We start from the raw sequence: 21,826 nt of genomic DNA, 5'->3' as shown, positions 1-21,826 counted from the left end.
ATGCCGAAAATCATCTTCAAGTGCCGGTACCTGAAAAATGGGACCCATGCCGCCAACCTCGTGGAATACATGGCGACACGCGAGGGCGTGGAAAAGCTGCCGGAGAATGTCCGCGCCCTGCCCTCCACGGCAAAACAGCAACGGCTCATCGGTGATCTGCTGGCTCAGTTCCCCGACACCGCGGATCTGTTCGAATTTGAGGACTACCAGAAGCAGCCGACCATTGAAAACGCCTCGGAATTCATCACGGCAGCGTTAGAACAAAACCTGGATCAGCTCGGGCATAAGGAGGTATATGTGCAATATATCGCCACCCGCCCTCGTGTGGAGAAATCCGGCACGCACGGCCTGTTTTCGGATGCCGGGGCATCGCCGGTGCTGCCTGAGGTGGCGGAGGAAGTCTCCCACCACACGGGAAACGTCTGGACACCGATCATCAGCCTGCGGAGAGAGGATGCCGCCCGGCTCGGGTATGACCACGCCGCGGCGTGGATAACGCTGCTGCGCAAACAACGCAACCTGTTTGCCGAGCAGATGAAGATTTCACCGGAGAACCTGCGCTGGTACGCGGCTTTTCACGATGAAGGCCACCATCCACACTGCCACATGATCGTCTATTCCGTTGATCCCCGCGAGGGTTACGTCACCAAACCCGCCATCAACGAAATGCGGAGTACGCTGGCGCATGAAATCTTCCAGCAGGACCTGATGCAGATTTATCCGGATCAGACCGCACGCCGCAACGAGCTCGCCGAACAGAGCCGTGTCGCGCTTTCCGAAATCATCGGGCAGATGGAATCCGGTGTCTACGAAAACAAGGTTATTGAAGATATGCTCTCCCGGCTTTCCGAACGCCTGAAATACACCTCGGGCAGAAAACAGTACGGTTACCTCAAAGCGGAGCTCAAGACCCTCGTCGATCAGATCGTGGATGAGCTCTCAAAGGACGCGCGGGTGGCGGAAGCCTACCGGGCATGGTACGAGTTACATAACGAGATTCTGCACACTTACGCCGACAAGCTGCCCGACCCGCTTCCGCTTTCCCAGCAAAAGGAATTCAAGCACATCAAGAACATCGTGATCGAAGAAGCTCTGCGCATCAATGAACGGCAGATCACGTTTGAGGGCGACGAAGGCATTGAGGCTCAGGCGGATACGGCAGCTGATCAGGCCGATCGGGTGTATGAGCCGGAGGATGAGCCAGACGATGAATCCCCAGAAGACGGGAATTTTCCGGACAGCACATCAGAAGGCCCGGAACCCATTGAAAGTCCGCCCGCGACACCCCACCCATATATCGAATGGAGCGACCGCTACAAACAGGCCCGTGAATTTTTGTACGGGAAAGACGATATGGAGCCGGATTTAGCTCAGACGCTCCGGCTGTTTCAAGAAGAAGCCGATGCTGGAAACGCACTCGCCATGCATGATCTCGGACGCATGTACGCAGATGGACTGGGGATAGAAGCCGATGCGGGGATTTCTTTCACCTGGTACGAAAAGGCCCTCACAGCCTTTTATGAGATTGAAATGGGGAAAAGCCACCGCTATGTGGAATACCGCATCGGCAAGATGCATGCGGCTGGCAACGGCACCGATCAGGATTATGAAGAAGCGGCGGACTGGTTTGAGAAATCTGCCTCGGAGAATTACAAGTACGCGCAGTATTCCCTCGCCGGCCTGTATTACCGTGGCCAGGGCGTGGAACAGAACTATAATACAGCGTTTGCGCTGTATCAGAAAGCGGCGCGGCAGCATTTCCCGTATGCATCCTATGAACTGGCGAAGATGTACCGCGACGGTATCGGCACGGCAAAAGATCATGATGCGGCCGCCGCCTGCTTCCGGGAAGCCTTTCTCGGCTTTCAGCAACTGGAGGCTCAGAGCCGCGACGATAAGCTCCGGTACCGCCTCGGACAAATGCTTTATACGGGCACCGGAACGGAACAGAATATCGGCGCGGCGGTGCAATACCTCGAGAAATCGGCCAGGCTCGGGAATGCCTATGCCCAATGTCTGCTTGGAAAAATTTATCTGACTGTTGAAAGTCCGTTGAATCCGGTTGAAAACTCCTATGCGAACCCCGAAAGGGGCATCTTCTGGCTCACCAAAGCTGCGGATGCCGGAAACGACTCCGCCGAATATCTGTTAGGCAAGCTCTACCGGGACGGCCTGTATGTGGAGCGGAACTCGGAAAAAGCCGTCGCACTGTTCACCGCGGCGGCCAAACAGAAGAACCCCTACGCCGCCTACGCCCTGGGAAAGTTGTACCTCGAAGGAACGGCTGTCGTAAAGGATACGGGTGCCGCAGCCAGATGGCTGACATTCTCGGCCGGCCTCGGCAATGCGTATGCGCAGTACGCGCTGGCAAAGCTGTATCTGGCCGACGAAGATGTGCCAAAGGATGTTCCGCGGGCGGTGGATCTGCTTACAAAGGCGGCCCTGCAGAACAATTCCTTTGCCCAATACCGGCTCGGCAAGCTGTACCTTCTGGGAGAGGAAGTTCCCAAAGATGTGGATGCCGCCTTCCGGTGGCTCACAGACGCAGCGGAACAGAACAACCAATATGCCCAGTACATGCTCGGCAAGCTCTATCTGATGGGGCAGGATGTTCCCCGCGACCGCGAGGCCGCCGCCCGATGGCTGACGGCTTCCGCCGGGCAGGGCAATCCATACGCCCAAATTTTTCTCAATCATCTGGACTCGTTCCGTGATCCGTCCCCGATGCTGGCGGTTACCCGGCTCCTGCACCATCTGAGCCGGATCTTCCGGCAGCAGCAAAGCAGACTGTACGGAGGCCCCTCCATGGAGACGGACAGCAAGCTCCGCCGCCGGCTTCGGCAGAAGAAGATGGCAATGGGTCACGCGCCCGACGAGCGGGCGCCCGAACAAACCTATTAACAGGAGGCGCACATTTGATGCGAAAGCAGTATCCACAGGCAAAAGAGATCCCGCCCTCCAAAGTCAAAATGCTACTGGAAAAGCCGTCCGTGCATCAGCGGACGGCCTTTTTTCGTAGGTGCGGGAAACGCAAACGCTGAAAGGAAGGATCCTTCATGTCCTATATCCCGTTCACAGAGGAAGAAAAACAGAGGGCCAACTCGGTTGACCTTGTGGATTTTTTGCAGAGGCAGGGTGAGCAGCTCGTCCGCTCCGGGCATGAGTGGCGCTGGAAACGGCATGACAGCGTGACCATCCGCGGCAGCGAGTGGTTTCGGCATTCCCGTAAGGAGGGAGGCCATGCGATTGACTTCGTCCAGCGGTTCTACGACATGGATTTTCCCGAGGCGGTCACCTTTCTGCTTGGCGGCGAGGGCGGTCTGGAATGGAACCAGACCGCGAAAAGCGCGCCGCCGCCCAAAAAGGAATTTGCGCTTCCGGAAGCCAATCCGGACATGCGTCGGGTGTTTGCCTATCTGCTCAAGCAACGGTTCATCGACCCGAGCGTACTGTCGTATTTCGCGCGCAAACACCTGATCTACGAGGATAAGGAATACCACAACGCGGTGTTTGTCGGTTTGGATGAGGACGGCGTCCCCCGGCACGCGCACAAACGCGGCACCTATACCAAAGGCGAGCCCTACAAAGGCAACGTGGAAGGCAGCGATCCGAAATACAGCTTTCACTACATCGGGGAGGACGACACCCTCTATGTGTTCGAAGCGCCAATCGATATGCTCTCTTTTATTTCTCTTCACCTGAAGGACTGGCGGAAGCACAGCTATGTCACACTGGACGGCGTATCCGAACACGCGATGCTCCAACAGCTGAAAAGCCACCCGAATCTGAAAAACATTGTCCTGTGCCTTGATTACGACGAGGCCGGGATCGAGGCCACCGGCAGACTGAAGGACATTCTCGCGGAACACGATTATTACGACCCCGCCTATATGGACATCCCCGTGCTCCAGTCTCGCTACAAGGACTGGAACGAAGATATCAAGGCAAAACACGGCATTACCCCCATCCCTGCCGGGGAGCATCCGAAACTCGTCCTGCTGCCGGAGATCTGCGAGAATCTGTTCTCCGCTTGTGAAACCCTGTCGGCCGTTCCGGATCCGGCCTCTGTCATCCGGGAATATCACCGGAGGCTGACGCCGCTGGTCGATTCCGAAAAGCTTGCTGCCGCGAATCCGGAAATCGTGGGAGCTTGTCTGCAGAAAATGGCGGCGGGCGCGCTGCTGGCCGCTCAGCGGGAGCTTCGGCAAATGGAACGGCCGGAAACGCTCGGGCAGCTGGTCGGAAACCTGCGGGACAGCTACAGGCCCCACCTGGACCGGGGCTGGATGCGAACCAAAGCGGAAGATATCCGCGAGGATGCGGTGAATATAGACCGGCAGTCACTCGCACCCGGCATCCGCACGCTGCAGGAGCGGCTGGCATTGGTTTCGGATTACAGGCGCCTCGCGCTTGACTGCGTGAAGGCGCAGCTTTTTGTCCGGCTGGAACTGTCCCAGCCGCTCCAGGCGCCGAAGGAATCGGCGCTAAATTTTAAGATGAGCTTGTGAAGGAGGTCTATTTATGATTATTTCTCCGGTTGTCACTCTGCTGATCGCCGGATTCCTGATGTTCGCCGTCATCGGGCTTCTGTCCCTGCTGGCGCATTACTATACCCTCAACGGCATCAAATCCCGGACGGTGGGCGACGGCCAGCACGGTACGGCCCGTTGGGCGACCAAATCCGAAATCAAGCACACCTATTCGGAAGTCCCTTTTGAGCCGGAACTCTGGCGGCAGGGCAAAAACCTTCCTTCCGCACAGGGCCTGATTATCGGCTGGCATAAAGCGCCGCTGTTTGACCGGGCCGCTCCACACGGCTACGCGCTGGTTGATGACGACGATATTCACTGCCTCATGATCGGGGCTGCGGGCGTAGGGAAAACCGCAAACTTTTTATATCCCAACCTCGAATACGCCTGTGCGGCCGGCATGAGCTTTCTTACGACCGACACCAAAGGAGATCTGTATCGCAATTATGGGGGGATCGCAAAAGAGTGTTACGGTTACGACGTTGCCGTGATTGATCTGCGCAATCCGACCAAAAGCGACGGATTTAACCTGAACCATCTCGTCAACCGGTACATGGACGCCTATCTGCGGGACGATGCAAATCTTGCGTATAAGGCAAAGGCCGAAAAATATGCCAAGATTACGGCGAAGACCATCATCGGATCTGGCGGGTTCGATATTGCCACGGCAGGCCAGAACGCCTTTTTTTACGATGCGGCGGAAGGTCTGTTGACCTCGGTCATCCTTCTGCTCGCGGAATTCTGCCCTCCGGAGAAGCGTCACATCGTCTCCGTCTTCAAGCTGATTCAGGACCTGCTCGCACCGAGCGGCGTGAAGGGCAGGACTCTGTTCCAGCTGCTGATGGCGCATCTTCCGGACGACCACAAGACAAAATGGTTCGCGGGCGCGGCGCTCAACAGCGCGGATATGGCGATGCAGAGCGTCCTTTCCACGGCGCTTTCCAGGCTCAACGCATTCCTGGATTCCGAACTGGAGCAGGTTCTGTGCTTCGATACAGCCATAGACGCGGAAAAATTCTGCACGGAGAAAAGCGCCGTTTTTCTTGTCATGCCGGAAGAAGATAACACGAAATATTTTATTATCTCGCTGATCGTCCAACAGCTTTATCGGGAAATCCTTGCCGTGGCCGACGAATACGGCGGAAAACTGCCCAACCGAGTCATGATGTACCTTGATGAGATAGGGACCATTCCAAAAATAGAGTCAGCCGAGATGATGTTCTCATCCAGCCGCTCGCGGCGGGTGTCTATAACAGCCATTATCCAGAGCCTCGCTCAGTTGGAAAAAAACTACGGAAAAGAAGGCGCCGCCATTATAGTGGATAACTGTCAAGACACAGTGTTCGGCGGCTTTGCACCCAACAGCGAATCGGCGGAAACCCTGTCCAAATCCTTGGGCAGCCGGACGGTGATGAGCGGTACGGTTAACCGGGGCAGAAACGACGGCTCGCAGAACCTCGAAATGATCGAGCGCCCTCTTCTAAGCCCAGACGAACTCAAGTCCATGCCCAAGGGCAGATTCGTTGTGACGAAAACCGGCGCTTATCCAATGCGCACCCGGCTCAAGCTGTTTAAGGATTGGGGTATCACCTTTGGCGAGCCTTACGAGGTGGAGGAAAAGTCGGCCCGGAAGGTGGAATACGCCGACCGGTTCGAGCTGGAGGAAGAACTCATCCGCAGAAATGCGGCCTATACGGCGGACCCAGACAGTGCTGAAGGTGACTTCAAGACACACGGCGGGATCCAGCATTCGCCTGCGCAGGAGATAAGTGGTTTTCCGCGAAGAAAAGATCCCGTCCGCATCGAATAGGAGTGATATATCATGGGGTATTTTACATCCCTTTACGCTTCTGAGCTTCCTCACCGCGCGGTTGCCGTGTATATGTACCTGCGCGACCGAGCCGATAAGGACGGCAAATGCTACCCGGCGATCGGTACCATCGCACGGGAGCTGAAGCTGTCCAAAAGCACGGTCAAACGGGCTATCGCCGATCTTGAAAAAAGCGACCACCTCTGCAAAGAGCCGAGGTGGCGCGAAAACGGCGGAAAATCCTCCAATCTGTATCACATAAGGTAAACGCTGAAAAAGTATCTGCTCTGCCAAGAAGAAAGTCTGCCCACAGGTGAACCGTGGAACGGTTCATGGTGAACCATGAAAGCGAACCTCCTACTCTAAGCAGATCTAAATCAGAGAAAAGACAAGCGGAAAGGTTTTTTTCTTTCTTCCTTTCTTTCACCGGTATGGGAGTAACCTCCGCTGTATCCGGGTCAATCAGAATAGTTTCCTTGTTCTTTTCTCTGGCATATGTAATGAGATGAGCGGCAGATTCCACAAAAACGAGCATCTGTTCTTTGTAAACCGCCAGAACGGAGCCGGAGCGGTTCACCAGTATTCATTGCAGCGGGGATAACAACTGTTTTTAAGTAAGCGTCAAAAACGCCGTCACCTTGACAGAATCAATTGGTGTCGCGCTAAGTTTTTCATTGCTCCTGAATGTCCGGCACATCCGGTGTCAGATATTTGCTTTTGAGCGCGCGCAGAACATCGCTGATGGTGGAAACCGATGCCACATTCTGTATTTCCACCCCTGCTTCCCGAAGCGGGTTGTTACGACGGCTCCCGTAGTTGGTGCCTCTTTTGGGGGATCCAGTTCAGCAAATACCGTTCACGGATCGGCGATGATTTCTCCATCCGGCTGGCTGCAGGCCAGCAGTGCTTCGAGCCGTACTCTCCGGGAAAAGGTACACAAGCCGCGCAATAAAGTCATCAGATCCGCGCCGGGAAAACGAGTCAATCTGCTGGTGTACATTCGGGCCAAACTCCGCGCCGGAAAGGGCATCGGCTACGAACGGTGGGCCAGGATTTTCAACCACAAACACGGCATCCAACAGATCCGGGATATTTTTTATTTTTCTATTGACAATAATTTATGATAATGATAATATAACGATTAAGCAATCGTTTAATCGTTATATTAAGGGGGCTCATCCATGTCGACGAAGGTATTTATGCTTAATGGGTTGGACTGCGCCAACTGTGCCGCAAAAATAGAAACAGAAATTAAAAACATTGAAGGGATTAAGTTCGCTTCAGTAGATTTTGTTTCTAAGAGACTTACTTGGGAAGCTGAGTCGAATACCAATGTTCCTATGTTAGTGGAGAAGATAGAAAGCATCGTAAAAAAAATTGAGCCGGATGTTAAAATTGCTTTAGTGGAGAACCCTTCTAAATCTAAAATAGAAGAAAAAGATGACGACGGTGAAGAAGGGCATAAAAAAGAGATAGTCGAACTGGTGATTGGAGGAACTTTATTTGTTGTTGGATTGATTTTTAAATTTCAAAACTGGCTTGAACTTACCATATTTTTAATAAGCTATATCATTGTTGGCAGAAAAGTTGTTTTAAGCGCAATAAAAGGGATCGTACGAGGTCAGGTATTCAGTGAGCACTTCCTTATGAGTGTTGCTACAATCGGTGCCTTCTTTGTTGGAGAGTATCCGGAAGGCGTCGCCGTTATGTTGTTCTATCTGGTTGGGGAATTATTCGAGGATATGGCCGTGGATAATTCCAGAAAGTCAATCAGTGAATTAATGGATATAAGACCTGATTATGCAAATTTACAGGTTGGCGAAGAACTCAAAAAAGTATCTCCTGATGAAGTAAATATCGGTAATAAGATCGTAGTAAAACCGGGAGAAAAAATTCCTCTTGACGGCAAGGTCATAGAAGGCACTTCAATGGTTGATACAGCGGCATTAACCGGAGAATCCGTTCCACGTGAGTTAAAACCCGGAAGTGATGCTTTGAGCGGGTTTGTAAATAAGAATGGCGTTTTGACTATTGAAGTTACAAAAGGATTCGGAGAATCTACAGTTTCAAAAATCTTGGATTTAGTACAGAATGCCAGCAACAAAAAAGCGCCAACTGAAAAATTTATAACAAAATTTGCGCGTTACTATACTCCGGTTGTTGTATTTGGAGCATTGGCATTAGCAATTATTCCGCCTTTGGTTATTCCAGGAGCATCCTTCTCTGACTGGATTTACCGAGGGTTAGTATTCTTGGTGGTTTCCTGCCCCTGCGCGTTAGTGCTTTCAATACCATTGGGATTCCTTGGGGGAATTGGGGGAGCTTCAAAAAAGGGAATATTAGTAAAAGGCGGCAACTACCTTGAAGCGTTGAACAATGTTGAAGCAGTTGTTTTTGATAAGACGGGGACTTTAACCAAAGGTGTATTCAAGGTTACAAAAGCGATTTCTGAAAACGGTTATACAGAGGATGAACTGATCAAATACGCGGCATATGCTGAAAGCTATTCAAATCATCCGATTGCACTTTCAATTATAGCTGCTTATCATGCTGAAATTGATAAAGATAAAATTGAAAATTATCAGGAAATAGCGGGACATGGCATTAAGGTCAATGTCAATGGAAAGGAAGTACTCGTTGGAAATACTAAATTAATGATCAGTGAAAACATCCAATACACTGATGTGGATACGTTAGGCACAGTAGTACATGTGGCCATAGACAAAAAGTATGCGGGCAGTATCATAATTTCAGATGAGGTGAAAGAAGACTCTGCAAAAACAATTAAAGAGTTGAAAGCGCTTGGCGTTAGAAAAACAGTTATGCTTACTGGCGACTTGAAGAAGGTGGCAGACAATATCGGCAAGGAATTAGGTTTAGACAAGGTTTATTCTGAACTGTTACCCGCCGATAAAGTTGAAAAAGTTGAATCCCTGGAAGCCCAAAAATCTCACAAGGGAAAGATTGTATTTGTTGGTGATGGAATTAACGATGCGCCGGTACTTGCAAGAGCAGACATCGGTATCGCTATGGGAGGCTTGGGCTCGGACGCTGCGATTGAGGCCGCAGATGTAGTGATTATGACTGATGAACCTCATAAAGTAGCATCAGCGATAAAAATTGCGAAAAGAACGAGAAACATTGTATCTCAGAATATCGTGTTTGCATTAGGAGTTAAAGCCATATTCCTCGTATTAGGAGCATTGGGGTTAGCTTCCATGTGGGCGGCCGTGTTTGCAGATATGGGGGTTGCTCTGATTGCAGTTGTTAATGCAATGAGAGCTCTGAATACGAAAAAAATATAAATCTTTTTATGGTTATATCTTATATTGTTTATATGAAAGGGTGACTATAATGTCTGAAAACCAGGAAAACATGACAGATCAAGAAAATGCAATGTGTGATATCACTATTATTCATCAGGATATATTAGATAAAGTGAAAAAAGAAATAACTGACGATGATACTTTGTATAATATGGCTGGTATATTTAAAGTACTCAGCGATCCTACACGCCTAAAAATTATAAATGCGCTTATGCTTTCTGAAATGTGCGTGTGCGATATTTCAGCTTTGCTGAATATGTCGAAACCTGCTATTTCGCATCATCTAAAATCGTTACGGCAAACCCACTTAATTAAATACAGGCGTGACGGGAAAATCGCTTATTATTCACTGAATGATGCACACATTAAAATGATGTTTGATCTATGTATAACGCATATCAAAAAATAATGATACAGGTATTAGTTTAGCTGAAATGAGGCGGGGGTGCGCCGGCTGATCTACACCACCAAGGCTTCAACCGGCAGCTCCGAAAGGTGACGAAGGCGAAATCGATCTTTCCGACGGATGACAGCCTGCTCAAGATGCTGTATCTGGACATGATGGACATCACGAAAAAATTGACCGGCAGGCGGCAGGACTGGAGCGTGATCCACGCCCAACTGGCCGTATATTTTGCCGGCCGGATGCTGTGCTTTCTTTTATGTCTATGTCCATACACTTTCCGCTCAGTCGTCGGGGCGGTATAAGGACGGTACTTATCATGGATTTGGCGCCGGATTTCGGGGAGGCACAACGATGGTGACGGTCGAAGTTTCAGGCGGGAAAATTACTGCAATCCAAGTGGATTCCAGCGAGGATGCTCCGAGCTTTTTCAATGCTGCGTACACAATGGTTTCCAATGAAATCATCAGCAGCCAGACAGCGGAAGTGGACGCTGTATCCGGCGCGACATACAGCAGCAGGGGCATTATGGATGCAGTTTCCAATGCCTTGGCTCAAGCATAATGATTCATTTAAAGATGCAAATATTGGGGATGAATTTCCGTCTACAGGTTTATTGGGTCTAAGCAAGGTTTCCGTTCCCCTCAGCGGAACAGATTGAAACGAACTGAGCCAATCGCGCGGCAATAACATGGAACCCATATCGTTTTGAAAAGCACTTTTCCGGCAGATAATTCATATTATGGGTTAAAATCAACGGGAGAGGATCGGAAGATATGCCTGATGAAGAATTAAGAGACTATGGCCCCATACCAATAGTAGTGAATATTGAAGCGGTTACGGAGCAAAACAATACCTTCCGTACCGCTTTATGGACAGGGAATCATCTGCAGCTTACGCTGATGAGCATTCGTGTGAACGATGATATCGGCTTGGAAATGCACCCTGATGTTGACCAGTTTATCCGCATCGAGCAGGGCGAAGGGCTTGCGAAGTTCGGAAACCGGAGAGACAATATGAATTTTCAAAAGCGAGTCGGGCCAAGCGATGCCATTGTCATACCGGCCGGGACATGGCATAACGTCGTCAATGTAGGCACCGTACCCTTAAAAGTATATTCGATTTATGCACCTCCCCAACATCCTTGGGGAACCGTTCACAAAACGAAAGACGACGCAATAGCAACAGGGACATAAAATAACGGTATCATCAAGCGCTTTGGAGTATTTGAATTCGGGCCCAAGTCCCATTGGAATAATGATGCAGAAAAAGATTTGAACAGAGGACTCAGGCAGGATCAGCCTACTGTACGCTATTCCTGCCTGTCCAATTTTGAGGCTAAAAGGGAGGGCCTCTCAGCGGCTGAAGGCAGATTTATATGAAAGGCGGAGGATTATCATGAGTTATACGCATCCGAACGGACAGCCGCAGGGTACGGCACAGAAGTTTACGGATAAACTCAGGGAAATCCTGATCAGTGAAATCATCGCGATTAACGGTTACCAAACCCACATCGCCAACTCGGACATTTCTGAAATAAACGATGCCTGGCACAGTATTATGCTCGACGAAAAGCAGCATTACGGCTGGGTTCTGAAGCTGCTCCGCAAATATGATCCGGAGCAGTATAAACAGTTTTTAGCTCATAAGGGCGACAACCCCGGGCCCCAGACACCGGTGTCGCTCTCCCATTCCCAGTCCGGCGGTGCGGCCATTCTGAACGATATCCGGGACGACATCAAGGGAGAACTCGAGGCCGTGATTCTGTATGAAGCGCAGCTGCCAAAATATCCATACCGGGATATCCGCACCACCTTGCAGGCCGTGATTGATGACGAAAAAGGGCACGCGGAGCATCTTACCAGGCTGTTGCTAAAATATGACGTCGATCCGTATGATGAATTGGTCTGATTCCGGGTGTTTCAGGAAACCGACGACTTGAACGGCCATGAAATCCATTGGGGATGTCACGGCCGTTCTGATTTTACTGTTAATTCTTTCTCAGATGTTTTACAAGTTTTACGATTTCGACCCAAAGTACCGACGCCGCCGACATCACGATTACGGCGATCGCTTCCGGTCCGGTCAGCGGAGCCAGCTTCACAAAGGCTGAAAGCGGAGTGTATAAGAGCAGGACAAGCATGGAAATGGTTCCCGCAAAGGCCGCCCACATCACCTTGTCTTTGATCAGACGGTGGAATGACTGGAATGCAAAATCCGTTTGGGAACTGTTGACCAGAACCAAAAGCAGATTGCTTAGAAAAATAATGGAAAGGCCCATTGCACGGGCAACCGGAGCGTTTACGGCTGGATCTGCCATAAGAACCGTATAATAGGTTCCAAAAGAAGAGGCAAAAACCGTCAGCCCCTGCAGAATGCTTCTGAAGAGACCTTTCGCTCTCATCAGTTTTTCTTTCGGATCACGGGGATCGCGTTCCATCACATTCTGTTCCGCGGGCTGTCGTTCAAAAATGATGGAGCAGGTCGGGTCGATAATCAGTTCCAAAAGGACGACATGGATGGGCAGTAACATAAGGTTCGCCGGATTTACTTTCAGAAGAGGGGCCAACAGACAGGAAAACGCGATTGGAATGTGAATCGTGAACACATATCCGACCGCTTTTTTGATGTTGTCGTAAATCCGCCTGCCGTCCCTGATGGTATCCACAATCGTCGAAAAATTATCGTCAAGCAGGATGAGATCGGCGGCTTCGCGGGACACCTCCGAACCGCGCTTTCCCATCGCGATGCCGATATCGGCATATTTGAGCGCGGGGGCGTCGTTGACCCCGTCGCCCGTCATTGCCACGATCTCACCGTTTGCCTTGAAAGCCTTCACGATGCGCATCTTATGCTCCGGGACGACGCGGGAAAAAATGCTGACGGAACGGACACGTCTCTGAAGTTCCTCATCCGTCATCCGGTCGATCTCGCCGCCAGTGACGGATTTCCCGCATGGCATGCCGATCTGCTTCGCGATCGCGCCTGCCGTGATGCCGTTGTCGCCCGTAATCATCACAACGCGGACGCCTGCCTTCCTGCAGCGGAGGATATCCGCTTTTACGGATTCCCTCGGAGGATCCGCAAGGCCAACCAATCCGCAGAACTGAAGGCGGCACTGGGCCAAAGAAGCGGGAACTTCGCCCGCCGTTCCAACGTCCATTCTGCCAACCGCGATCACGCGGAGCCCGCGTGCCGCCATATCGGCGGCTTTTTCCTGCGCTTTGTCCCGTTCGTCCGAATTGAGATTACATAAAGCGAGGACCTTTTCCGGCGAGCCTTTCGCGGCGATCAGGATTTCATTGCCGCGCCGCCAGACATGGCCCATCATTTTTGCCTCATGAGTGAAGGAATATTCCCGAATCAGCTTGCCGCCGAACAGGAAATCCCTGGACAGGCCCCTGCCTTCACAATACGAAATCATGGCCTTTTCCATAGGGTCATATGCGTCCGGTTCGCAGGCCATCCCCATGACCGCGCAGAGGTCCCGCTCTTTGTTTTCCTCTGTCCACGTATCGCATACGGTCATCTGATTCATCGTAATGGTGCCGGTCTTATCAACGCAAAGAACCGACACGGCGCCGAGCGTTTCCACGGAAGCCAGCCTGCGCATAAGCGAATGCCTTTTTGCAAGCCGCCATGCGCCCATGGAAAGGAAGACTGTTAAAATAACCGGGAACTCTTCCGGGATCATGGCCATGGCGAGCGTGACGCCGGAAAGGATGCTTTCGATCAGCCTGTCGGTAAATTGGTGGTCCGGGATATTCAGCCAGGTGAAACAGCCTACCAATACAAACAGGACCGCCGCAATAACCGCGCAAAGCTTCACGAGCCCGCGGGTCTGCCTCTGAAGCGGCGACGGGGCTTCCGGTGCGCCGACGACATTTGTACCGATTTTCCCGAACTCGGTGGCTTTGCCGATTTGATCCACGCGGACCAGCGCGCTTCCCTGCGTCACAAGAGTCCCCGCGTAGCAGTGGTCGCGCCGCCAGTGCCCGCCGTCTGCATCGGCGGTCCCGAGCGCGACCTTCCAAACGCCTTCCGCTTCGCCCGTCATGGACGACTCGTCGACGCACAAATCGTTCGCCTGAAGGATCTCCCCGTCCGCCGGGATCTTGTCGCCTTCGGCAATTAGCATGATATCCTCCGGGACAAGATCGGCGCTGTCGATCCGCCGCTCCGCTCCGTCCCGCAGCACCGTAATGCGCGGCGCCGCGAGATCCTTTAAGGCGTTCAGAGTCTTGTCGGTTTTCCAGCTCTGAATCACATCGATACTGATCATACCCGATACAAAGATCAGCATAACAACTCCGTCGCGCGGCTCACCCAGCAAAAAATAGATGACCGCCGTCACGATGAGCAGCAAAAACATAGGTTCCGACAAGGCTTTCAAAATCTCTTGAAGAACATTCTTTTTCTTTTTCGGAATCAATTCGTTCCTGCCGAATCGCTTTTGACGTTGCACGGCTTCCGCCGTTGTCAGGCCGGTTGGATTTATGGTTTTCTTTCGTTCTGTCATAAAAGTTACCTCCATCATGCTTCTCAGCATTTATGCGACAGCTCTATGGCATTGCAAAGATACAGCTGCAGCCTCAAAAGGGTACAAAAATACCTGTGAGACAACATACTGTCCCACAGGTTCTGATCAACCTGTTGCCGCGAGGCCCAGCCCCATAAACCCAATATCGGGTTTATCGCCTGCTCAGTTTGTACTGTAGATCAAATGCAGCGCAAAGAGATGAAAGATATTCTATCATATTCATTTACTCACGTCAAGTGATTAAAAACAAAAATATAAGATTCCTATCATGAATTTTATGGCGGATCCTGAGAGAAAACCTATTTTTGATTTTTCCTTTTTTTAGAAATCCAAACAACAAAACCGACCCCTCCGACCGCCATCACGGCGAGAGCAATGTAGGTATAGAGATTCATGGATTGGCTGACGCGTTCCCAGCCGGCTCCGGCAAAAGCGCCCAGCAGCACCAGAACCACATTCCAAATTGCGGAGCCGAGGATAGTGTACAAAAGGAACCTGCCTCTGCGCATCCGCGCCATCCCCGCAGGGATGGAGATGAGGCTTCGGACTAATGGAATAAACCGGCAAAAAAAGACGGTGGAGGCACCGCGCCGATTAAACCAGTTATCCGCCCGTTCCACATCCCCTTTTTTCAGCCCGAGGACATGTCCCCATTTCCCGATGAACCTGTCCATTTTCTCGGCCGGAAGCAGCCGTCCGACGCCGTAAAGGACGATTGCCCCGGCCACCGACCCGATGGTGGCGGACAAGGTGACGATCCAGATGTTCATGCTGGTGTAAGTGGTCATGAAGCCGCCGAAAGTCAGGATCAGCTCGGACGGAATGGGAGGAAACAGGTTCTCGATTGCGATCAGCAGTGCTATCCCCACGTATCCGTACTGGTTCATAATATGGATGACCCATTCCTGCATTTTGAACTTCCTTTCAAAAATCCGAGTTTTTAATCTTTGCTTGTCTGCCGTTCCAAAGCGAGTAAACCAGCAGGGATATGGCGGCCCCGAACAGCCAGCCGCCCAGAACGTCGCTCGCATAGTGGACGCCCAGATAGACTCGGCTGAATCCGATCAGGCCCGCCAAGGCGATGCACAGGGAAGAAAGAAATAGTTTTCGGGAAAAACTTCCAAGATACCGGATGATCATCAAGATCAGCATGACATAGAGCGACGCGTTGATCATCGCATGGCCGCTGGGAAAGCTGTAGCCCGTTTCGCTGATCAGCCGGAGGACATTCGGGCGTCCCCTCGCGAAAATCTGCTTCAGGAGGACGTTGAACACACCGGACATTATCACTACCGCCGAAGTAGGCAGTGCGATGGTTCTCCTCGTTTTTGGTGCGAGAAACAGTGACAGGCAGAACACAATTACAGTAATTGGATCGCCGAGATGGGTGATCACCTTCATCATTGCAGTCAAAACGGGGGACATATTTTCCACTGCTTCCCCATAAAACCATCCTTCAAAGCGAATAGTGATTCCGGCATAGATACATACAGCGAGCATCGCAAATAAAATGACCGGCATCACCACAAGCCATATGATGCGTTTATTCATCCCGTCCCTACTCTCCTCCATCCAGTGCGCTGCCGCAGTGTTTGCAGTACCGGTCGTCTTCGCTCCCCGGCATATGGCACCGAGGACATATTTTTCCGAGTTTCGCCCCGCAGCAGGTACAGTAGGCGTTGTCTTTGTTTTGCACGGCTCCGCACCGGTAACAGGTCTGGCGGCTTTGCCGGTACAAAAGAAAAACGAGCCATCCGGCCAGATTGGTAAAAAGCGTGGCGATCCCCCATACCGCCGCGTCCATCCGGGCCTTGAGGGCCTGCGCGTAAACCCAGAGGGCCAGAAGGACCCAGTAAACCATGAAGGAAAGGACGGCGAGGGCGGCTGCGGCCTTCAGATAGAATTCGCCGCGCGGGACCGGCTGAGCGCTGCTGATAAAATAAATTTTTCCGCCGCCCGGCTCGTCCGCCAGGTAAGAGAGCAGATAGTTTTTCTGCTGCCGGTCTTGCTTTTTATAAAAGGAACGATCCTGCATCTCCTGCTCCGCCTCTTCGTCGATTCCGAGCAGTTCTTTCGAGGCTTTCAGCCTACCGCCGTCCAGCAAGCGGAAATGCAGGTGCGGATTCGTCGCATCCGTGAAATAACGATTTTGGCCATCCGGTTTCTCCACAAGGTTCAGAGAACCTTCCTTTGACAAATCCGAATGCTTTGCGGCGAACAAAATCCGGTTTTGTCCGTCCAAAATCAAAATGTCCACCAGATCCGGCGAGGAAGCCGCCAATTGATTCAGCTCGGGCTTTAATCCCTCGTATCCGCTCTTCATGCCGATTGCCTGTTCGCTCACTCTGCGGTACCCTTGGGCAAGGACGATCCTGTCCCGGAAAGTATGGACCAGAAAGCCGGCCGACAGGATTCCGGCCAGGACCGCAAGGACCAGGTAAACGGTCACCGCTTTCTTGAAATTGAATTTTTTGATGGCAGCGTCAAAGTGATTCATTTTCGGAACCTCCCGATTTCCTGCTGAAAATCAGCGGGGACAGTAGGCAAAAGCCGACGGAAAGGAACAGGACGGACGGAATGCAGAAACTCCAGAGGCTGACTCCGAGAAAGACGAGCAATCCAGGGAGCAGAAGAAACAGGCAACAGGCGACGACGAAGGCGGCGCGCAGAGCACGATCCCTGCGCCGCCGGCAGATTTCAAGACATTTTCTATCGATCTCGCTATCCAGCCTGGACAGAATCACATTTTTATCCTGTTTTATAACAAAAGCCCCCTTTTCAGCTTTTTCCTCAATTTGGTCATGCCGTTGTGGATGCGGCTTTTCACTGTTTTTGGGTCGCAGGAGAACCGATCGGCTATTTCCCGAAGCGTTTGCTGTTCGCAGTATTTCAGCCGGATGGCGGCGGCCTGCTCGGGCGGCAGACTTTCCAGCGCCTTTTTTAGTTTTTCCGCCTGCATACGGTTCAGCACCCTGTCCTGCACATCGAAGGAAGACGGCAAGTCCTGCTCCTCAAAGCTCAGTGTTTCCGGCTTGCTCCGCCTTAGAAAATCAAGATAGCAGTTTTTGGCGATTGTCATTACCCAAGTGGAAAAAGCAGTTTTTTTGCGGACGTCGAATCGGTCGATGCCCCGAATCAGCTTCACGAATGTGTCCTGCGTCAGGTCTTCGCTGAGGGAAGAATCGTTCGTCAGCTTGAAAAGGAATTTTGAGACGTAGGGATAATAAAAGACGATCAGGTCCTGAAACGCTTCTTTTTCCCCTTTTTGAGCCTTCAAAAGCAAAGAACGCTCATTCAAACCCTCACCGCCTTTTGACTCTGCTTATTACACGCAGCGGACGGAAAAAAGTTGCAGGGAATCGCAAAAAACAGAATGCCCGTTTTCCGGCATGTGCGGATTCCCGGGTGAAGGCATGGAAAAAGCAGCGAACCCGCCGGACAAGCCGGCAGATCGCTGCATTGGGCCTGAGCCGGGGCGGATATCCGCGCGGCCCGGGCGGGCGTATTATCGATCTTTCTTTTGAGGAATCGCTTTGAATTTCTGATTTGCTTCCAGTTTGCATTCTTCGCGCAGGCTCCAGAAAATTTTGAACTCCAGCTTTTCGATCTCCCGCTGCTGCTTATAGCTGACGCGCAGAGTGGCTTCCCGCGGGATCGTGACGTCCCTGCCGAGCTCCGGCAGCAGCGCCTGGATGCGGTTTCCGTTTTTTCGCAGAGAGTCCAGTCTGCTTCCGATGCCGTCGAGCAGGTCGAGGGATTTGCCGGGCGTGTCCTCGGAAACCATGTACCGCTCGTTTTGGTTGATATAGTTCGTCGAATCCCCGGCGGCGAGCCAGCGGACCAGCGCTTCCCGGCTGAAGCGCCATTCCCGGCCGATTTTCCGGGCGGGGATATGCTCCTCCCGGAGCAGTTTAATCAGCGTCTTTTCGCTGATTCCCAAAAATTCCGATGCCTGACTCAGATTTAAGATGTCGTTGTCCATGTTGTTCCTCCTCCCGAACCGTCTGCGGAATATAGTATAATACTTCCAACCTAAAATGGCAAGCCGAATGGAAATTAAATTCACTATGAAAGAACTTAACGGTAATCTGGCGGTATTTTTAATCTTTTCCAACGCCTTTCCGGCATCTTCGGCGGGCAAACCGGCTTTGCTCTTTCAATTTTCCACTATTGTAATTGATGTTGGCACTAAGTACGCTTATCATATGATTATATTCCGTTATACATTGACTTTATTCAGTATTTGCGCTATCATAAGATAAATTTGTAATTCTCTGTTTTCACGGCGGCATGACGGCGGATTTGTGCCGGCGCGGTCGGCTTTTGTTTTGAAGGAAAGTACGGGAGTATGCGGCACGAATACGGGGGCGTTTGTTTTGTCGAAAAAAAAGATGATAATCGTTTCCAATATTTTTCTGATCGGGCTGGTCAGCTTTTTTATGGATATGAGTACGGAAATGATCTACCCGATCATTCCTCTGTACCTGACGGCGGTTCTCGGGGCGACGCCGGCCATCGTCGGCGTGATCGAAGGCGTTGCGGAAAGCGTCGCTTCCCTTCTGAAAGTGGCGAGCGGCTACATCGGGGATCGATATCAAAATAAAAAACGGTTGGCTTTCCTCGGATATTCCGCCTCCGTGCTCTATAAGTTCGTCCTTCTGATAGCCGGCTCGTGGGGCGGCGTGCTGGCGGCGCGGGTGATCGACCGCACCGGCAAGGGGATCCGGACCGCCCCGCGCGACGCTTTGGTGGCGCAGTCGAGCGAAAAAGGGAAACTGGGCGGTTCCTACGGTTTACATAAGATGCTCGATATGGCGGGGTCTTCGCTCGGGGCCCTTTTTGCTTTCCTGTTTATCGCCATCGGAATGAAATATCGCTCGGCGTTCCTCTGGTCCGTCATTCCGGGCGTCGTCGCCGTGACGATCATCCCGCTGATCCGGGAGGAAAAGGGAGCCGCCCCAAAACAGCGGAGGCTGGCCTTTCGGGGCCTGAAACTGGACGCAAGACTGAAATGGTATTTCGCCGTTCTCTTCCTTTTCTGCCTCGGCAACTCTTCCAACGCCTTCTTGCTGCTCAAGGCGCAGTCGCGCGGGTTTTCCACCTCCGAGGTGATGCTGCTCTATCTGATTTTCAACGTTTCCGCGTCCATTCTGGCGATCCCGGCCGGCCGGCTGTCGGACCGGTTCGGCAGAAGCAGGGTCCTGATCCCCGGCTATCTGATCTACGGCCTGGTCTATCTGGGGTTTGCCCTGCTGACGTCGAAAGTCTCCCTGCTGATCCTGTTCGTCGCCTACGGCGCTTATACCGCCTTTATCAGCGGGGCGGAACGGGCGTTGATCGCGGAGGCGTCGCCGGCGGAATATAAGGGGACCGTGCTCGGCGTCTACGGCATGCTGCAGGGCTTCGGCCTCCTGTTTTCCTCCATAATCGCCGGCGGGATGTGGAATGTCTGGGGCTCCGACGCGCCGTTCTGGTTCGGCGGCGTTCTGGGCATCGTCTCCGCCCTGCTGATCGCTGTCATCCTCCGCTCCGGGAAAGGGCGGAAAGCGGCGGACCGTTCGGATTGAAGCCGGAACAGGAGGAAATTTTCAGAAAAAGCGGCCGCTGCCGCCGCGGAAAGTCTTGATCTTGAGGTGAAAGCATTGGAACAGCTCACATTCCGGGATGTTTCCTACCGGCAGGGCGGAAAAGAGATTCTCAAAGACGTTTCGGCACAGTTTTCAGCCGGCGACTTTGTCTCCATCGTCGGCCCCTCCGGAAGCGGGAAGAGTACCTTTTTACGGCTGTGCTGCCATCTGATCAGCCCGACGGAAGGAAAAATCTTCTTCCATGGGAAGGATATGCTTCAGGAAGACCCGATCGGGCTGCGGAAAAAAATCAGCTACTGCTTTCAGGAGCCGGTCCTCTGGGGGAATACGGTGGAAGACAACGTCGCGTTTCCCTACCGCGTCAGGGACCGGAAGATCGACCGGGAAAAAATCGTTTCGCTGCTCGCCCGCTTCAATCTGGACGAAAGCTACCTCTCGCATGAGGTCAAAGGGCTGTCGGGAGGGGAAAAACAGCGGATCTCCCTGATCCGCACGCTGCTTTTCGAACCGGAAATTCTGCTGCTGGACGAAGTGACTTCCGCACTCGACGCCGAGAACACGGAACTGATTGAAAAAGAAATCCTCCGGCTGAACCGGAAGGGCGTCACGGTCCTGTGGGTCACCCACAACACCGCCCAGAGCCGGAAATACGCCAGCCGGCTGCTGACTCTGGAAAACGGCCGAATCCAATCATCGGAGGAAATCAAATGAACGGTGCGAATATCAGCGACGCCTCTCTTCTGATGGCGTCTTCGTTAGTTCTCGTCTCTCTGCTGTTTTCCTATTTTCAGAAACTCAGGCTGGAAAAAGAGACCCTCATCAGCGTCATACGGGCGGTCATCCAGCTCTTTGCGGTGGGATATGTCCTTCAATTTATCTTCAGACTCCGCAACCCGGCCGTCACGACGCTGATTGTGCTCTTCATGATCTTTAACGCGGCCTTTAACGCGGCCAAGCGGGGAAAAGGGATCAAAAACGGAATTCTGATTTCTTTCCTTTCCATTTTAGTCGGCGCAGGCGCCACGCTTTCCGTCCTGGTCCTCTCCGGCGCGGTGCGGTACGAGGCGAATCAGATCATTCCGATCAGCGGCATGATCATCAGCAACGCCATGGTCGCCATCGGCCTGTGCTACCGGCAGCTCACCGGCGATTTCAAAAGCCGGAGGAACGAAGTGGAAATCAAGCTTTCGCTGGGCGCGGACCTTCTTCCGGCTTCGATGGATATTCTCCGGGACTCGATCCGCACGGGGATGGTGCCCACCATCGACTCCACGAAGACGCTGGGCATCGTCTCCCTTCCCGGCATGATGACGGGGCTGATCCTTGCCGGCATATCCCCGCTCATGGCAATCCGGTACCAGATCATGGTGACATTCATGCTGCTGTCTACGACGGCGATTTCCTCATTTATGGCCTGCTTTCTCTCTTACCGGACCTTCTTCAATGAAAGAAAGCAACTGCTATAGCGCTTTTAAAATAAACGGCCCCTCGCGGACTGCTCCAGCGTGTGGGGCAGAATCGCCGCAAAAGGGCCGCTTTTTGCCGGGTATGGGGCAAAAAGCAATTTTTCGCCTTTGCCCCGGACATAGGAAAAGGGGCCATTTTGCAACAGCCCCTTCTGTTTGGTTGC

The 21,826-nt window shown here is 52.2% G+C and carries 18 protein-coding genes, 2 pseudogenes and 1 riboswitch; of the genes and pseudogenes, 13 read left to right on the top strand and 7 right to left on the bottom strand.

Features of this window, described 5'->3' with window-relative positions; all coding sequences use genetic code 11:
• The 4 genes from mobP3 to ACQGQ5_RS01050 all read left to right on the top strand — a co-directional run bounded on the left by mobP3 (position 1) and on the right by ACQGQ5_RS01050 (position 6,606).
• A complete protein-coding gene (gene mobP3 / locus ACQGQ5_RS01065) occupies positions 1–2,901 on the top strand; it encodes a MobP3 family relaxase (RefSeq protein ID WP_455734777.1) in 2,901 nt (966 codons plus the stop codon).
• A gap of 155 nt (positions 2,902–3,056) precedes the next feature.
• A complete protein-coding gene (locus ACQGQ5_RS01060) occupies positions 3,057–4,508 on the top strand; it encodes a DUF3991 and toprim domain-containing protein (RefSeq protein WP_455734776.1) in 1,452 nt (483 codons plus the stop codon).
• A gap of 13 nt (positions 4,509–4,521) precedes the next feature.
• The gene (locus ACQGQ5_RS01055; protein ID WP_455734775.1) at positions 4,522–6,339 is read left to right on the top strand and encodes a type IV secretory system conjugative DNA transfer family protein; all 1,818 of its coding nucleotides are present in this window, start codon (positions 4,522–4,524) and stop codon (positions 6,337–6,339) included.
• A gap of 12 nt (positions 6,340–6,351) precedes the next feature.
• Complete coding sequence (locus ACQGQ5_RS01050) at positions 6,352–6,606, top strand: helix-turn-helix domain-containing protein (RefSeq protein ID WP_212506677.1); 255 nt, start codon at positions 6,352–6,354, stop codon at positions 6,604–6,606.
• Positions 6,607–7,195: 589 nt separating this feature from the next.
• Here the strand turns inward: ACQGQ5_RS01050 and ACQGQ5_RS01045 are convergent.
• Positions 7,196–7,339: a hypothetical protein gene (locus tag ACQGQ5_RS01045; RefSeq protein WP_164919016.1), complete on the bottom strand. Its 144-nt coding sequence runs from the start codon at positions 7,337–7,339 to the stop codon at positions 7,196–7,198.
• A gap of 181 nt (positions 7,340–7,520) precedes the next feature.
• Between ACQGQ5_RS01045 and ACQGQ5_RS01040 the strand changes: the two genes are divergently transcribed.
• The 6 genes and pseudogenes from ACQGQ5_RS01040 to ACQGQ5_RS01015 all read left to right on the top strand — a co-directional run bounded on the left by ACQGQ5_RS01040 (position 7,521) and on the right by ACQGQ5_RS01015 (position 11,979).
• Positions 7,521–9,644 (top strand): heavy metal translocating P-type ATPase, encoded by a 2,124-nt coding sequence (locus ACQGQ5_RS01040; RefSeq protein WP_444640768.1) that lies wholly within the window; start codon positions 7,521–7,523, stop codon positions 9,642–9,644.
• Between the two features lie 49 nt (positions 9,645–9,693).
• Positions 9,694–10,074 (top strand): ArsR/SmtB family transcription factor, encoded by a 381-nt coding sequence (locus ACQGQ5_RS01035; RefSeq protein ID WP_444640770.1) that lies wholly within the window; start codon positions 9,694–9,696, stop codon positions 10,072–10,074.
• A 59-nt stretch (positions 10,075–10,133) separates the two neighbouring features.
• Positions 10,134–10,373 (top strand): annotated as a pseudogene (locus ACQGQ5_RS01030) (hypothetical protein); the annotation flags it as partial.
• A gap of 49 nt (positions 10,374–10,422) precedes the next feature.
• Complete coding sequence (locus ACQGQ5_RS01025; RefSeq protein WP_444640772.1) at positions 10,423–10,632, top strand: FMN-binding protein; 210 nt, start codon at positions 10,423–10,425, stop codon at positions 10,630–10,632.
• 224 nt (positions 10,633–10,856) lie between these two features.
• Positions 10,857–11,264 (top strand): annotated as a pseudogene (locus ACQGQ5_RS01020) (cupin domain-containing protein); the annotation flags it as partial.
• A gap of 202 nt (positions 11,265–11,466) precedes the next feature.
• Positions 11,467–11,979, top strand: a complete 513-nt coding sequence (locus tag ACQGQ5_RS01015) for a ferritin-like domain-containing protein (RefSeq protein ID WP_066648681.1) — start codon at positions 11,467–11,469, stop codon at positions 11,977–11,979.
• Between the two features lie 79 nt (positions 11,980–12,058).
• Here ACQGQ5_RS01015 and ACQGQ5_RS01010 read toward each other — a convergent pair whose 3' ends face one another.
• The 6 genes from ACQGQ5_RS01010 to ACQGQ5_RS00985 form a co-directional block, all read right to left on the bottom strand.
• Complete coding sequence (locus ACQGQ5_RS01010; RefSeq protein WP_444640775.1) at positions 12,059–14,587, bottom strand: cation-translocating P-type ATPase; 2,529 nt, start codon at positions 14,585–14,587, stop codon at positions 12,059–12,061.
• Positions 14,588–14,693: 106 nt separating this feature from the next.
• Positions 14,694–14,784, bottom strand: a riboswitch (NiCo riboswitch).
• A gap of 123 nt (positions 14,785–14,907) precedes the next feature.
• The gene (locus ACQGQ5_RS01005; protein ID WP_212506672.1) at positions 14,908–15,519 is read right to left on the bottom strand and encodes a DedA family protein; all 612 of its coding nucleotides are present in this window, start codon (positions 15,517–15,519) and stop codon (positions 14,908–14,910) included.
• A 13-nt stretch (positions 15,520–15,532) separates the two neighbouring features.
• Positions 15,533–16,159, bottom strand: a complete 627-nt coding sequence (locus tag ACQGQ5_RS01000) for a phosphatase PAP2 family protein (RefSeq protein WP_212506671.1) — start codon at positions 16,157–16,159, stop codon at positions 15,533–15,535.
• 7 nt (positions 16,160–16,166) lie between these two features.
• Positions 16,167–17,105 carry a zinc ribbon domain-containing protein gene (locus tag ACQGQ5_RS00995; protein WP_444640778.1) on the bottom strand — a complete coding sequence of 313 codons (939 nt, stop codon included), beginning with the start codon at positions 17,103–17,105 and terminating at the stop codon, positions 16,167–16,169.
• Between the two features lie 261 nt (positions 17,106–17,366).
• Positions 17,367–17,906 (bottom strand): RNA polymerase sigma factor, encoded by a 540-nt coding sequence (locus ACQGQ5_RS00990; protein WP_444640780.1) that lies wholly within the window; start codon positions 17,904–17,906, stop codon positions 17,367–17,369.
• Positions 17,907–18,113: 207 nt separating this feature from the next.
• On the bottom strand, positions 18,114–18,590 hold the full coding sequence (locus ACQGQ5_RS00985; protein WP_444640782.1) for a helix-turn-helix domain-containing protein: 477 nt from the start codon (positions 18,588–18,590) through the stop codon (positions 18,114–18,116).
• 394 nt (positions 18,591–18,984) lie between these two features.
• Between ACQGQ5_RS00985 and ACQGQ5_RS00980 the strand changes: the two genes are divergently transcribed.
• The 3 genes from ACQGQ5_RS00980 to ACQGQ5_RS00970 all read left to right on the top strand — a co-directional run bounded on the left by ACQGQ5_RS00980 (position 18,985) and on the right by ACQGQ5_RS00970 (position 21,662).
• Positions 18,985–20,175 carry an MFS transporter gene (locus tag ACQGQ5_RS00980; RefSeq protein WP_246419221.1) on the top strand — a complete coding sequence of 397 codons (1,191 nt, stop codon included), beginning with the start codon at positions 18,985–18,987 and terminating at the stop codon, positions 20,173–20,175.
• Positions 20,176–20,250: 75 nt separating this feature from the next.
• A complete protein-coding gene (locus ACQGQ5_RS00975) occupies positions 20,251–20,907 on the top strand; it encodes an ABC transporter ATP-binding protein (protein WP_066648706.1) in 657 nt (218 codons plus the stop codon).
• Positions 20,904–21,662, top strand: coding sequence for an ABC transporter permease (locus ACQGQ5_RS00970; RefSeq protein WP_444640785.1), 759 nt, complete (start codon positions 20,904–20,906; stop codon positions 21,660–21,662). Before ACQGQ5_RS00975 ends, ACQGQ5_RS00970 begins: the two co-directional genes overlap by 4 nt.
• Positions 21,663–21,826: the final 164 nt, after the last annotated feature.

The organism is Caproiciproducens sp. (assembly GCF_053840905.1).
This window is presented reverse-complemented; position numbering and strand designations above follow the sequence as displayed.